The sequence below is a fragment of the Pantoea sp. y20 genome, assembly GCF_054903455.1.
In genome coordinates, this window is sequence record NZ_CM142816.1 from 4,095,134 (window position 1) to 4,108,456 (window position 13,323).

12 protein-coding genes are annotated in these 13,323 nt (G+C 52.7%); 6 read left to right on the forward strand and 6 right to left on the reverse strand.

Annotated elements, in window-relative coordinates:
* Window positions 1-146: 146 nt before the first annotated feature.
* The 3 genes from envC to ACYAC5_RS19140 all read left to right on the forward strand — a co-directional run bounded on the left by envC (window position 147) and on the right by ACYAC5_RS19140 (window position 3,555).
* Entirely contained in the window at window positions 147-1,448 is a 1,302-nt protein-coding gene (gene envC, locus ACYAC5_RS19130) for a murein hydrolase activator EnvC (protein WP_192237029.1), read from the forward strand.
* Between the two features lie 3 nt (window positions 1,449-1,451).
* The gene (locus ACYAC5_RS19135; RefSeq protein WP_192415316.1) at window positions 1,452-2,348 is read left to right on the forward strand and encodes a divergent polysaccharide deacetylase family protein; all 897 of its coding nucleotides are present in this window, start codon (window positions 1,452-1,454) and stop codon (window positions 2,346-2,348) included.
* A 130-nt stretch (window positions 2,349-2,478) separates the two neighbouring features.
* Window positions 2,479-3,555: a glycosyltransferase family 9 protein gene (locus ACYAC5_RS19140; RefSeq protein ID WP_110868201.1), complete on the forward strand. Its 1,077-nt coding sequence runs from the start codon at window positions 2,479-2,481 to the stop codon at window positions 3,553-3,555.
* A 94-nt stretch (window positions 3,556-3,649) separates the two neighbouring features.
* Here ACYAC5_RS19140 and ACYAC5_RS19145 read toward each other — a convergent pair whose 3' ends face one another.
* The 4 genes from ACYAC5_RS19145 to rfaD are packed head-to-tail and all read right to left on the reverse strand — an operon-like array spanning window position 3,650 to window position 7,508.
* Window positions 3,650-4,549, reverse strand: coding sequence for a sugar glycosyltransferase (locus tag ACYAC5_RS19145; RefSeq protein WP_192415314.1), 900 nt, complete (start codon window positions 4,547-4,549; stop codon window positions 3,650-3,652).
* Window positions 4,550-5,512 (reverse strand): lipopolysaccharide heptosyltransferase RfaC, encoded by a 963-nt coding sequence (gene rfaC, locus ACYAC5_RS19150; protein ID WP_192415312.1) that lies wholly within the window; start codon window positions 5,510-5,512, stop codon window positions 4,550-4,552.
* Window positions 5,513-5,514: 2 nt separating this feature from the next.
* The gene (rfaF, locus tag ACYAC5_RS19155; RefSeq protein ID WP_192415310.1) at window positions 5,515-6,558 is read right to left on the reverse strand and encodes an ADP-heptose--LPS heptosyltransferase RfaF; all 1,044 of its coding nucleotides are present in this window, start codon (window positions 6,556-6,558) and stop codon (window positions 5,515-5,517) included.
* A 17-nt stretch (window positions 6,559-6,575) separates the two neighbouring features.
* On the reverse strand, window positions 6,576-7,508 hold the full coding sequence (rfaD, locus tag ACYAC5_RS19160) for an ADP-glyceromanno-heptose 6-epimerase (RefSeq protein WP_192415308.1): 933 nt from the start codon (window positions 7,506-7,508) through the stop codon (window positions 6,576-6,578).
* A gap of 231 nt (window positions 7,509-7,739) precedes the next feature.
* Between rfaD and ACYAC5_RS19165 the strand changes: the two genes are divergently transcribed.
* Both ACYAC5_RS19165 and tdh read left to right on the forward strand, forming a co-directional pair.
* Window positions 7,740-8,948: a glycine C-acetyltransferase gene (locus ACYAC5_RS19165; protein WP_110868205.1), complete on the forward strand. Its 1,209-nt coding sequence runs from the start codon at window positions 7,740-7,742 to the stop codon at window positions 8,946-8,948.
* Window positions 8,945-9,973, forward strand: a complete 1,029-nt coding sequence (gene tdh / locus ACYAC5_RS19170) for an L-threonine 3-dehydrogenase (RefSeq protein WP_101760674.1) — start codon at window positions 8,945-8,947, stop codon at window positions 9,971-9,973. The genes ACYAC5_RS19165 and tdh overlap by 4 nt, the downstream gene beginning before the upstream one ends.
* A gap of 35 nt (window positions 9,974-10,008) precedes the next feature.
* Here the strand turns inward: tdh and ACYAC5_RS19175 are convergent, their stop codons facing one another.
* Window positions 10,009-11,091 carry a glycosyltransferase gene (locus ACYAC5_RS19175; RefSeq protein ID WP_192415343.1) on the reverse strand — a complete coding sequence of 361 codons (1,083 nt, stop codon included), beginning with the start codon at window positions 11,089-11,091 and terminating at the stop codon, window positions 10,009-10,011.
* 205 nt (window positions 11,092-11,296) lie between these two features.
* Between ACYAC5_RS19175 and ACYAC5_RS19180 the strand changes: the two genes are divergently transcribed.
* On the forward strand, window positions 11,297-12,262 hold the full coding sequence (locus ACYAC5_RS19180) for a polysaccharide deacetylase family protein (RefSeq protein ID WP_192415306.1): 966 nt from the start codon (window positions 11,297-11,299) through the stop codon (window positions 12,260-12,262).
* On the opposite strand, the gene ACYAC5_RS19185 is transcribed toward ACYAC5_RS19180, so the two are convergent.
* Window positions 12,243-13,274 (reverse strand): glycosyltransferase family 9 protein, encoded by a 1,032-nt coding sequence (locus ACYAC5_RS19185; RefSeq protein ID WP_277974248.1) that lies wholly within the window; start codon window positions 13,272-13,274, stop codon window positions 12,243-12,245. The two genes, ACYAC5_RS19180 and ACYAC5_RS19185, sit on opposite strands and share 20 nt — an antisense overlap.
* Window positions 13,275-13,323 lie beyond the last annotated feature (49 nt).

The window sequence follows — 13,323 nt, forward strand, 5'->3', positions numbered from 1 at the left end:
TGTGCGTCATTTTCCAAAAAAAGTGTTCTAATCCCAAAATTAAGACAAAGTTTATGCCGGTAAGCTCGGTACAGACATTTTTAGTAAAGTAAAACCCGGCCGGGCTAACTGGTAAGCGGCTGTTCATCGTGGAATAATTATCGACTATGAAGGGAAAAGCGACCGTTACATACACAAGGACCCGTTACAACGGCACTGCGCTTCCGTTGTCATTTCGCTGGTCCGAAATCTCCCTGAGTCTGCTTCTGGCGGGCACATTATTACTTCCTGCCGCTGCACGCAGTGCGGATGACAGTAAAACGCAGTTGAAGTCCATTCAGCAGGACATTGCCGAGAAAGAAAAGAGCGTTAAAGCGCAGAAAGTGCAGCGCAGTAAGTTGTTGGATCAGCTGCAAAGCCAGGAAAAAGTGATTGCGCAGGCCAGCCGTCAGCTGCGCGAAACGCGTAACAGCCTCAGCACGCTTGAGGGTGAAATCGCGCAGGTCACCTCTTCTATCTCGCGGCTGGAAAAGCAGCAAGCACAGCAGGAAAAACTGCTGGCACAACAGCTTGATGCCGCCTTCCGTCAGGGACAGCATAATGGTCTGCAGTTGCTGCTCGGAGGCGAAGAAGCCCAGCGCAGTGAGCGCATTCTTGCCTATTTCGGCTATCTCAACGCCGCACGCCAGAAAAACATCGACGATCTCAAACAAACCCAGCAGCAATTAGCGGAACAGCGTCAATCATTGCAGGGCAAACAGGAGCAGCAAAAATCGTTGTTGGCCCAGCAGCAGACGCAGCAAAGCAAGCTGGAAGTCGCCAGCGCGGCGCGTAAGAAAACGCTCACCATACTGGAAAGCTCGCTGGAGAAAGATCAGGCGGACCTGGTTGAAATGCGTGAGAACGAAAGCCGCCTGCAAAGCAAAATCGCTAAGGCAGAGCGTGAAGCACGCGAACGTGCGGAACGCGAAGCGCGCGAGGCGGAAAAAGTGCGTCAGCGTCAGGCGCAGGCGAAAGCCAAAGGATCAAGTTATCAGCCAACGCAGAGTGAGCGCGAGCTGATGGCGCGTACCGGCGGATTAGGCAAGCCCGGCGGGCAAGCGGTTTGGCCGGTACGGGGACGTATTGAACATCGCTTCGGTGAATCGATGCAGGGCGAATTGCGCTGGAAAGGTCTGGTCGTCGATGCGCCAGAAGGTACCGAAGTGAAAGCCATCGCTGATGGACGCGTATTGATGGCCGACTGGCTGCAAGGCTATGGTCTGGTTGTCGTTCTGGAACACGGTAAAGGTGATATGAGCCTTTATGGCTACAACCAAAGCGCACTGGTGAGCGTGGGTGCTCAGGTGAAGGCAGGACAGCCTATCGCCCTTGTGGGCACCAGCGGCGGCCGCGGCACGCCTTCGCTCTACTTTGAAATCCGACGCCAGGGACAGGCCGTCAATCCACTACCGTGGTTAGGAAGATAAGTTTTGTTTCAACCCTCTAAGCTCTCGGCCGCCCTATGCGGCCTGTTTCTGTCACTTTCCGCCCATGCGGGAAAACTCTCTATCGTGATCGATGACTTTGGTTATCGGCCAAAAGAAGAGAATAAAGTGCTGCAGATGCCCACCGCGATTTCCGTTGCGGTCCTGCCGAATGCGCCCCATGCGCGTGAGATGGCCACCAAAGCGCATCAGGGTGGTCGCGAAGTGCTGATCCACCTGCCGATGGCACCGCTTAGCAAACAGCCGCTGGAGAAAGACACGCTGACGCCCGAGATGAGCAGCACGGAAATCGAGCGGATTATTCGAGAAGCCAGCGGCAAAGTGCCTTTTGCGGTTGGCCTGAATAACCATATGGGCAGCAAAATGACCTCCAGCCTGCCCGGCATGCAGAAAGTGATGCAGGTGCTCAATCACTACAACTATTACTTTCTCGATAGCATGACGATTGGCAATAGTCAGTCGATCCCAGCCGCGCAAGGTACCAACGTTAAAGTCCTGAAACGCCGCGTGTTCCTTGATGATAGTCAGGATGAGGCTTCAATCCGCGCGCAGTTTACCCGCGCGGTGAAACTTGCGCAGCGCGATGGTTATGCCATTGCGATTGGTCATCCGCATCCGACGACGGTGCGCGTCTTGCAGCAGATGCTGCCGACATTGCCAGCCGATATCACGCTAGTGCGGCCAAGCCAGTTGCTGAATGAGCCGCTGCATCAGGGTGCGACTCCGCCGCCATCCAAAACCCAGCCGCCACGCTTCCGTGCGCCAGGCGTGTGTAAGCCGGGCAAACCATTGCCGCCCGTGCCGCAGCACTATGCCGTTGAGTTGATTAGTGAAAGCATTGCGCAAAGCCCATTGTTCAAGCATTTAGAGTCTTTGTTCTAAATTAAGTCAAAGTGCAAACCGGCCTTAACGTTAGCCTCTATACGGGGCTGATGTTTTTTTCGTTATAATGGCGAAATTATTTTTTGCTATGGCTGTCGAATAGTCAGATTCTCTAGGGTAAGCCGTATTAATGAAAAAACGTTGGAAAATAAATCTAATTAACTCCGTGCTGAGTCTGCACGCTAAACTGAGCCAAATCGACAGAAATAAGTCCCCGCTGAGCGCGACCCATGAGTTCGAGCGCATCGTTATTTTTTCGACGACGGCATTAGGTGACCTGCTGTTTAACACACCAGCAATAAAAGCGATTAAGCGCCGTTATCCATCCGCCAAAATCATGCTGGTTTCCAGCGATAAAAACCGTGATCTGGTTGAAGACAGCGAATGGTTTGATCAAGTGGCTATTTGGGACAATAAAATTGTCCGCGCGCCTAATCTGATCAGGAAACTACGCCGCTTCAAACCTGACCTAACGCTGCTACTGCACTCCAGCTTAGGCTACGATATTCTTTGCGCGCGGTTAAGCGGCTCAAAATATCTGGTTAGAGATAATTTCGGTAGCGATAATCCTGTATTTAATCATTGGCTTGATCTCTACTCACCGCGAGCAGAATCACACATTATTCAACGTAAACTGAATCTTATTGGTTCATTAGGCTGTGACACCACTGATATCCGCATGGAATTTCCTATAAAAGTTGATGATGGTCACCAGCAGGAAAGCTCAACCATTGTCGGTTTCCAAATGGGCGCATCAGGTGATAACCGTCGCTGGCCCGTGGAACACTTTGCACAATTGGCAGAGCGTATTTTTAGCCACAGTCCAGAATCCACTTTGGTTCTGACTGGAGCCGGCCAGGATCGCCCGATCGAAAGCGCCTTCTTTGCACTACTGCCAGAAAAGTATCATCATCGGGTCACTTCATATATTGGCAAAACGCGTCTGCCCGAACTGCTTCAGCTTATTAAGCGAATTGATGTATTGATAACGGGCGATACGGGACCATTACATATTGCTGTTACCGCGCAAACGCCGACGGTAAGTTTGTATGTGGGTGCCAATCCTCGCCATACTGGACCTTATCAGGATCTGGATATTCACCAGATAATCCGTATTGAGCCTGAGGAAAATGATGACCCACAATTTCCTATGCGGAAAATCAATGTGGAACAGGTCTATAACGCAGTGTTGAAAACGTTAAATTGATAATATATACCAGGTTTTAATGTGAAGCCTGGTATAGTTTTTTAGAAATTAGAAAAATAAAAAAGAATAAATAGATTTCAGGTTGTGATCTATTTTAAAAAATAGCTTCTGGTGTAGTCTTCTCAAAAATATTCTCATCAAGAGCACTTTCTAATGAAAGGTTATACGCTTTAATCCCCGCTCGTTCTAATTCCCGGCTTGCATGGATAAAGGCGGGTTTAATAACCGCGCTAAAGTTAGATTCAAGTAGGCTTGGAAGCTTATCATTGTCGCTTTCATAAAAGCGCGGCGCTGAAAAATTATTCATATCAACGCCAGCTAATAAAATACGACTGGCACCCAGCCAGACGGATATCTGCAAGGCCCAATAAGCAACCGTGCCGGCATCGAAAACCCCCTGACAAATATCCCAGGAAAAACCAGAGATGAATGGCGTTTCAGAGAGTGAGATCCCCATTTTCCCCTGATAATTGAGGGCATACTCTTCAGGGCGAACGATACCTCTGAATACTTTAAAGCTGAGATCTTCAATAATTGCCAGGCGGCACTTAACGTCCCGTAAATCAGCGCGCTGCAAGATATCATTGAAGCAGTGCACGGTTGTAAACAGAACCAGCTTTTCATCATTAATAATATCTGTGACAAGATCGAATCTTTTATCGATAAATCCCCGATCGACGATGACATAATATGCAAAGGTAATTCTATCGCGCAGATTATAGGCGCCATTAACGCCCACGAATGTGGTGCTGGCAAGTTTCTCAATGTCTAATGATTTAACCGAAGGGCCAGTAGCCAGGATTGTCACATCTCCCGTTATCGTGGCACGCAATGCGATGAGATCCTCAATCTTAACTTGCTTTCCCCAGTAGCTTAGCCGCTGAATATTATCGGTTTTGGCTCGGCGAATCTTAATATGGGGCCACAAGTTTTCGTTATGTCTCAATGCCCTTGCATGAGTATAACGATAGATTTGTTTAAAAATTGAGGTCATTCAGAGCAGTTCCTTCAATTTTTCCATAACCATCTCGGCCGTAATTGCCTGCATGGTACCATCGCTTGCTTTTAATTCATGCTGATTCTTGCCATACCCGCCAATCAGTCCCGGATCGGTGGGACCAAATAGCGTGATATTCGGACGATCCAGCGCTGCCGTCAGATGACTTAAACCGGTATCTACCGACACCACCGCGCGCGCGCCAGCTAATTCTTGCGCTACCTGCTCCAGCGTTAACTTAGGCAATACCTCAACATGGTCGAAGCCTTCGGCCAGACGCTGTGCGCGTTGATGTTCATGCTCTGCGCCCCACGGCAATTTCACGCGCAATCCTGTTGGCTGAACTAACTCAATCAGCGCACGCCAGTGTGACTCCGGCCAGTGTTTGTTATCACGCGTGGTAGCATGCAGAAACACCAGATAAGGCTGCGTGTCATTGGGCAGCGTAGAGCGGAAATGGCCGGCAATCGCGTAGTCGCCCTGCGTTGCAGGCTTTCCATAGCCGAGGCTTTTGGCAAACAGCTCGCGCGTACGTTCGACGGCATGCTGTTGCTTGTTGATTTCATGGCGTTTGTCATACCACCAGCTGGCGAAAGGTTCGCGTGCGCTGCGGCTGTCCTGCCCGTGCTTCTCGCCTTTTGCCAGGCGCGTTACCAGCGCGGCGCTTTTGATCAAACCTTGTGCATCCAGCACTACATCATACTGACGCGATTGCAGCTCACGCTTAAATTGCACACGCTCTTCACGCTGCTGACTACCGAACCAGTGCTTGCGCCAGCGGCGAATCGCCACCGGCATTACTTTATCCACCGCCGGATGCCAGGCGGGGATTTGAGCGAAGTTTTCTTCAACCACCCAATCAAACTTGATGCCAGGAATCGCCTGCATCGCATCCGTGAGCGCTGGCAAGGTATGCAGCACGTCTCCCATCGAGGAGGTTTTAACAATCAAAACGTGCATCTTTACTCCTGCACCGGATGCAACAGCGCGCTCAGTTCCTGATGGACGCGCGCTGGCTGAATATCAATCAGGCTCTGGTGATAACCTTGTTCGGCATCACCTTTGCGGACTTTGTGATAGCCGGTGATCAAACGAATAATGCGCGCCTGCTGAGACAACGGCGGAGTGAAGTCCGGGCTGCTTGGGCCATACAGCGCCACCAGCGGACGATTAAGCGCCGCAGCGATATGCATCAGGCCGGAATCGTTACTGACCACCGCCGCACAGTTCGCCAGCAGAATCACGGCTTGCTCAAGTTGCGTTTCACCCGCCAGATTTTTACAGTGCGCACGCGCCGCTTCTGACAGCGTCTGCACAATGGTGTCACCGGTTTCACGATCTTTCGCCGAACCGAACAGCACCACCTGATAACCTTCGCCAATCAGCTGCTCTGCCAGCGCGGCATAATGATAATGCGGCCAGCGCTTCGCCGGGCCAAACTCTGCGCCCGGACAAAATCCAATCACTGGACGATCGGCTGACAGCGCAAACTGCGCCGCCGTCATCCGCTTTTCATCGTCATCGACACGTAATTGCGGCCACAGCAACGGCTGCGGCAGCTGCTGCGCGGAAGCAACCGGTTTGTCATAGCCGAGCGCCACATAGCGCTCAACCATCAACGGAAAGGCCGCTTTGTCCAGCACGCGGACATCATTCAACACGCCATAGCGCATCTCGCCGCGCCAGCCGGTGCGACGTTTGATCCCGGCGAAAAACGGCACCAGCGCAGATTTGAAGGAGTTCGGCAGCACATAGGCGCGGTCATAGCCGCTGGCCTGCAGGGTTTTCCCCAAACGACGACGCTCGCCCAGCGCCAATGCGCCGTGGCCGAGCGGCATCGCCAGCGCCTGATTCACTTCCGGCATACGCGACAGCAATGGGCGGCACCAGGCCGGCGCCATCACGTCGATCACCGCTTCAGGATGCTCAGCCTTGAGCGTGCGATAGAGACTTTGCGACATCATCATATCGCCGACCCATGATGGGCCAATAACCAGAATTTTCATCGCTGCTGCCGGTTTCCTTATACGTTACGGTTCAGCCAGGCCATATATTCGCCCACGCCTTGCGCAACGGTTTTGAACGGCTTGTCATAACCGGCTGCACGCAAATTAGTGAGATCGGCTTGGGTAAACGCCTGATAACGGCCTTTCAGCTTGTCCGGGAACGGAATGTATTCAATCTGGCCTTTCTGATGGAAGTTCAGCACCGCATCCGCCACTTCCTGGAAAGATTCAGCACGGCCAGTTCCGCAGTTGTAGATACCGGAAACGCCGTTTTCCCAGCACCACAGATTTACCGCAACCACGTCATCAACATGGATGAAGTCGCGGCGGAAATCGTCGCTGCCTTCGAACAGTTTTGGATTTTCACCGTTGCTAATTTGCGTATTGAGGTGGAACGCGACGCTCGCCATGCCGCCTTTGTGGCCTTCACGCGGACCGTACACGTTGAAGTAACGGAAGCCGCACACCGGTGAGTCTGCTTCAGGCAGAATCTGGCGCACGTAGTGATCGAACAGCATTTTTGAGTAGCCGTACACATTCAGCGGCTGCTCGTACTGACGCTCTTCGATGAAGTTCTCATTGCGGCCGCCGTAAGTGGCAGCAGATGAGGCGTAGAGGAACGGGATTTCGCGCTCGAGGCAGAAGTGCAGCAGATCTTTCGAGTACTGATAGTTGTTATCCATCATGTACTTGCCATCCCACTCGGTGGTTGCGGAACACGCACCTTCATGGAACACGGCTTCGATGGGGCCGAGATCTTCGCCAGAAATGATGTAGCTGAGGAATTCCTCTTTATCCATGTAATCGGCGATGTCGAGATCCGCCAGATTCACGAACTTGGTGCCATCCTTCAGATTATCCACCACCAAAATGTCGGTCAGACCGCGGTTGTTCAGCGCTTTAACAATGTTGCTGCCAATCATGCCAGCGCCACCGGTTACGATAATCATATGCTTTGCCTTTAAAGAGTTGGGGGGAAACAGGAGGTTTCACCCACGAATGCCTATCATCATAACATTTCAGCCAGACGCAGGCAGCCAGATGACGCCGTATGCGCTGCACAAATCCTGTTCGCAGCGTGAACTATGCTGCAAAACCGAGATATTGATGGCTGAAATGTCGTTGATTCGCTTTTCGATCAGTAATATGTGCCAAATATTTGCTATCTGAGGAGCATAATCATGTCCAGTCAGTTTTATTCGCAAATTCGTCAACAACTTGAGACAACACGTCAGGACGGATTGTTCAAACAAGAACGCACCATCACGTCGGCGCAGCAGGCAGAAATCAACGTAGCTAACAGCCCGCCCGTCATCAACTTCTGCGCCAATAACTATTTGGGTTTAGCTAATCATCCGGCATTGATCCAGGCGGCGAAAGACGGCATGGATACGCACGGTTTTGGTATGGCCTCGGTGCGCTTTATCTGCGGCACGCAGGACATCCACCAGCAGCTGGAACACAAGCTGGCCGCGTTCCTCGGCATGGAAGACGCGATTCTGTTCTCGTCCTGCTTTGATGCCAACGGCGGCCTGTTTGAAACACTGCTCAGCGCCGAAGACGCGATTATTTCAGATGCCCTTAATCACGCATCGATCATTGATGGCGTGCGTTTGTGTAAAGCGCAGCGCTATCGTTACGCCAATAATGACATGAGTGAGCTGCGTGCGCGTTTACAGGAAGCACGCGACAAAGGCGCGCGCCACATCCTGATTGCCACCGATGGCGTGTTCTCGATGGATGGCGTGATTGCCAATCTGCAGGGTATTTGCGATCTGGCCGATGAGTTCGATGCGCTGGTGATGGTCGATGATTCCCATGCGGTGGGCTTTGTGGGTTCTGCCGGACGCGGCACGCACGAATATTGCGGCGTGATGGATCGCGTCGACATTCTGACCGGCACGCTGGGTAAAGCGCTGGGTGGCGCATCGGGCGGCTACGTGGCGGCGAAAAGAGAAGTGGTTGAGTGGCTGCGTCAGCGCTCGCGTCCGTATCTGTTCTCCAACTCGCTGGCGCCTGCGATTGTGGCTGCCTCGCTGCGCGTGCTGGAGCTGCTGAGTGAAGGTGACGGTTTGCGCCAGCGTCTGTGGGAAAATGCCCGCTTCTTCCGCGAGAAGATGACTGCCGCAGGCTTCACGCTGGCTGGCGCCGATCACGCCATCATCCCCGTAATGCTGGGCGATGCCAAAGTGGCGCAGCAATTTGCCAGCCTGTTGCAGCAGGAAGGAATCTACGTCACAGGCTTCTTCTATCCGGTGGTACCGCAAGGTCAGGCACGTATCCGCACGCAGATCTCTGCCGGACATACGCAGGCGCAGCTGGAACACGCCGTGGCGGCCTTCACCCGTATTGGTCAACAGCTGGGCGTTATTTCAGGAGCAGGGAAATGAAAGCACTCGCCAAATTAAAAGCCGAAGAAGGCATTTGGATGGTCAAGGACGCGCCAATACCTGAACCCGGCCATAACGACCTACTGATTAAGATTCGTAAAACCGCTATCTGCGGTACCGACGTGCACATCTACAACTGGGATGACTGGTCGCGCAAAACCATTCCGGTGCCGATGATCACCGGCCACGAATATGTGGGTGAAGTGGTGGGAATGGGCCAGGAAGTTAAGGGCTTTGCCGTTGGCGATCGTGTTTCCGGTGAAGGCCACATCACCTGCGGCCATTGCCGCAACTGCCGCGCTGGACGCACACATCTGTGCCGCAATACGGTAGGCGTTGGCGTCAATCGTCAGGGCTGCTTTGCCGAATATCTGGTGATTCCGGCGTTTAATGCCTTCAAAATTCCCGACAACATTTCTGATGAACTGGCGGCGATTTTCGATCCCTTTGGCAATGCGGTGCACACTGCGCTGTCGTTCGATCTGGTGGGCGAAGATGTGCTGATCTCCGGTGCCGGGCCAATTGGCATCATGGCGGCGGCGGTGTGCAAGCACGTCGGCGCGCGCCATGTGGTGATCACCGACATCAACGACTATCGCCTCGATCTGGCGCGCAAAATGGGCGTAACGCGCGCTGTCAACGTGGCGCAGGAAAATCTGCGTGATGTGATGGCCGAACTCGGCATGACCGAGGGTTTTGATGTCGGTCTGGAGATGTCTGGTGCGCCACCGGCGTTCCGCACCTTGCTGGAGGTAATGAACCACGGCGGCCGCATCGCGCTGCTGGGCATTCCGCCGGGCGAGATGTCCATCGACTGGAATCAGGTGATCTTTAAAGGCTTGTTCATCAAAGGCATCTACGGCCGCGAGATGTTCGAAACCTGGTACAAGATGGCCGCGCTGATTCAGTCCGGCCTCGATCTCACGCCTATCATCACCCATCGCTATCACATCGATGAGTTCCAGCAGGGCTTTGATGAGATGCGCTCGGGAAGATCCGGCAAAGTGGTGTTGAGCTGGGATTAAACACTCATAAAAGGGAGCAATGCTCCCATTTATGATTATTCGGCCAGCGCCAGATAGCGCTGGCAAATGACCTTGGTATCAAAAGCAGCGAACTCACCAGCATGGAGCTGAGGTGGGGACTGATAAATCTCCAGCATCTTTTCTGCCACAGATTCAGGTGTTAAATCCGCCAGTCCGCGCGCCAAATCGCCTTGTAGTAACGAAGCTGGCCCACCCGGACAGCGCGTACTCACCACCGGCGTGCCGCACAGCATCGCTTCAATCAGGACATTACCAAAACCTTCGCTGTCCGAGCTGACTATCAGCATTGTTGCCCGGCTAATCCACGCATAAGGATTGAGCGTAAATCCCTGAAAGATGACGCGATCCGCAATACCCAACTGCTGGGCCAGCGTCTGCAGCGCAGCTGTACGCTGCGGTGATCCCTGGCCTAATAACACCAGCGGCAGCGGTATGTTGCTCAGTGCATAGGCTTGCAACAAGCGATCATGACGTTTGGTTTCGTGAAATCGCCCCACATGGACCAGAAATCCTTGCGGCGGCACATCAGCCGGCTCGGCTGCACGTTGCATAATATCTTCGATATCGAACGGATTACCAATCACGGCCTCGCGCGCCGGCGTAACCGCAAAAGCAGTCTTTAGGTCTTCCACCACAGCAGCAGAGACGCCAATCACGTTGCGTGCCTGATAAACACGGTGAATTTTGCGTGCTTTTAACCAGCGCGATAGTCCCGCACGATGGCCCAGATAGGAGGCGGAGAATACACCGTGTAGACAAAACCAGGTTTTACGAGGCAAGAGCGTCCGACAACGGCGCACAATACGATCGGTTTTGTGTAAATGAGATACCACTAAATCGTACTTACCGGCGCGCTGTTCTGCCCGCAGAACAGCATCATCCAGCAATCTGGCGCGACGCGTTAATTCGGTCAGCTTGCGCCAGGGCTGACGATTCGTATCCTGGATGACCTGATAATCAACGCCGTCAGGCAAAGGGTAATCGCATACTTTGCGCAGCGAAAACAGCGACACCCGATGTCCCAACTCAAGCATACCGGTCACCAACGTCAGCACGACTTTTTCGGCTCCACCGCCCGGTAAACCATCAATCACCATCAGTATGCGCTTTGACAAAATGCTCCACCTGTCTGATTTTAAAACTCTGTTTGACTAAATATTGCCGCGTGAATCTTAACGCAGTCTGCTAGCAAATCCGATTTTTCACGGCGCTATTTTCGCTCTAAGCATCTGCAGCAATTAGTTTTGCGTCACTGAAAAGCACAGCGTAACATTGCGATTTTATTGGCCTCAGGCGGCAAACATGACCCGGCATGCTTTCCTTATTACCATAGACACCGAAGGCGACAACCTTTGGCGCAATCATCGCTCCATCACCACTGAAAATACCGGCTATTTGCCACGCTTTCAGGCTTTATGTGAGCGCTATGGTTTTAAACCTACCTGGCTAACCAACTATGAAATGGCAACGGATCCTGCTTTTGTCGAATTCGGCAAAGATGTGATTGCACGCAAGCAGGGCGAAATTGGCATGCATCTTCACGCCTGGAACAGCCCACCGGAAGCGCCACTCACCGATGATGACTGGCGCTGGCAACCTTTTCTGATTGAATATCCCGATGCAGTACTGCGGGATAAAGTTGCCTATATGACTGATCTGCTGGAGGAGAAGTTCCAGACAAAAATGCTCAGCCATCGTGCCGGACGCTGGGCTTTTGATGAGCGCTATGCGGCGATCTTAACTGAACTGGGCTATAAGGTTGACTGCTCCGTCACACCGCGCGTTAACTGGGCCTACACCCGTGGTGCGCCGCAGGGGAAAGGCGGCACGAACTACACTCACTTCCCGCATAAACCTTATTTTATCGATCCTGACGACATCTCACGCAGCGGTCACTCCTCGCTGCTCGAAATCCCCATGAGTATTCAATACAAGTATTCACCGCTGATGAATACGGTCAAACAGGGTCTGTACCGCTTACGCGGCAAACAAAAGAGTCCTGCCGTTTATTGGTTACGTCCATCAGGCGGGAATCTGGCTGACATGAAACGCGTGGTTGAAATGTCGCTGGCCGAAGGCCAGGATTACGCCGAGTTTATGCTGCACAGCTCAGAATTTATGCCTGACGGCAGTCCAACGTTCAAAAACCAACAGGATATCGAGCGACTGTACGAAGATTTAGAAGCGTTGTTTAGCTGGTTAGCCCCCCGCTTCGTCGGACAAACACTGTCGGAGTATCACGACAACTTCAAACTGCAACAGGCTTAACGCTGAGTTGCTGCCATGCTTCCCATACTGCTTCTGGCGAGACATCCTGACATTCGCCCGAAGCGGTCTGCATGATCCGGTATTCCCCTGACCACGGATGCCACTGGCTGGCATTGGTATCACCAAAAAACACCACCTGCTTTTTGTGCAGCCCGGCGGCAAGATGCATCTGCCCGCCATCGCTACACAGAATCTGCTCACAGCGATCAAAACCCGCCACCAGTTCGCGCACAGATGCGGTGGGATAGCGCGCCACACGCGGCGAATTGACCAACTGCATCAGCTCATCGGTGCGTACTGCATCGCCTTTATCATTGAAATCAAGCGTTCCCTGCGGCGACCAGAATACCAGCACGCGCGCCTGCTCATCTTCCAGCAGCTTATTGATAAAAGCCGCATAGGATTCAACCGGCCAGCGGCGCTTTGGGCTGCGGCTACTGATGTGCACGCCATAAACCTTGCCCAATGAGGGGAACAGAGCGCTGATGCGTTTGCCAGCTGCTTCACGTTCGCTGGTGGAGAGATAGAGATTCACAGCGGGTATAGCAGGCGGCGTGCTGGTTAGCGCAGAGAGATAAGAGTAAGTGTGTTCAACCTGATGCTCGCCGTGGAAATCACTTTTCTGGAACGGATGATCAAGCTGTGCGTCATTCTGAGCCGCGCCAATCACATTCCCTGCTCCGGCCATTTTCGCCAATCGCAGACTGTATTTACACGGCACAGGATTCGCCAGAATGGTCGCATCAAAGCGCGTTTTACGCAGCGCCAGCATGACCTTTATTCGCTGCCAATAGACACCTAGCGTGGTTTCGTTTTTAGCGCGGTGCTTAGCTTTCTTGTAAACATACAGGCGATCAACATGCGGATTATGGCTCACCACATCCTCAGCAACTTTGTTTACTAACAAGGTAAGTTTTGCCTCGGGAAAGGCCCGTTTTAATCCTTCCAGTAGCGGGGTGGTACACACCATGTCGCCAATGTTATCGCGCCTAATCACGAGAATATTTTTCATGCTGATGCCCAGATTGAGGAGCGTTGTCTCGCTTATCCACTAAGACAAA

Excerpts from the sequence above, each read along its gene's own strand:
- envC (WP_192237029.1), top strand. The coding sequence starts at position 147 with ATGAAGGGAAAAGCGACCGTTACATACACAAGGACCCGTTACAACGGC.
- ACYAC5_RS19140 (WP_110868201.1), top strand. The coding sequence starts at position 2,479 with ATGAAAAAACGTTGGAAAATAAATCTAATTAACTCCGTGCTGAGTCTG.
- ACYAC5_RS19145 (WP_192415314.1), bottom strand. The coding sequence starts at position 4,549 with ATGACCTCAATTTTTAAACAAATCTATCGTTATACTCATGCAAGGGCA.
- rfaC (WP_192415312.1), bottom strand. The coding sequence starts at position 5,512 with ATGCACGTTTTGATTGTTAAAACCTCCTCGATGGGAGACGTGCTGCAT.
- rfaF (WP_192415310.1), bottom strand. The coding sequence starts at position 6,558 with ATGAAAATTCTGGTTATTGGCCCATCATGGGTCGGCGATATGATGATG.
- rfaD (WP_192415308.1), bottom strand. The coding sequence starts at position 7,508 with ATGATTATCGTAACCGGTGGCGCTGGCATGATTGGCAGCAACATTGTT.
- ACYAC5_RS19165 (WP_110868205.1), top strand. The coding sequence starts at position 7,740 with ATGTCCAGTCAGTTTTATTCGCAAATTCGTCAACAACTTGAGACAACA.
- tdh (WP_101760674.1), top strand. The coding sequence starts at position 8,945 with ATGAAAGCACTCGCCAAATTAAAAGCCGAAGAAGGCATTTGGATGGTC.
- ACYAC5_RS19175 (WP_192415343.1), bottom strand. The coding sequence starts at position 11,091 with ATGGTGATTGATGGTTTACCGGGCGGTGGAGCCGAAAAAGTCGTGCTG.
- ACYAC5_RS19180 (WP_192415306.1), top strand. The coding sequence starts at position 11,297 with ATGACCCGGCATGCTTTCCTTATTACCATAGACACCGAAGGCGACAAC.
- ACYAC5_RS19185 (WP_277974248.1), bottom strand. The coding sequence starts at position 13,274 with ATGAAAAATATTCTCGTGATTAGGCGCGATAACATTGGCGACATGGTG.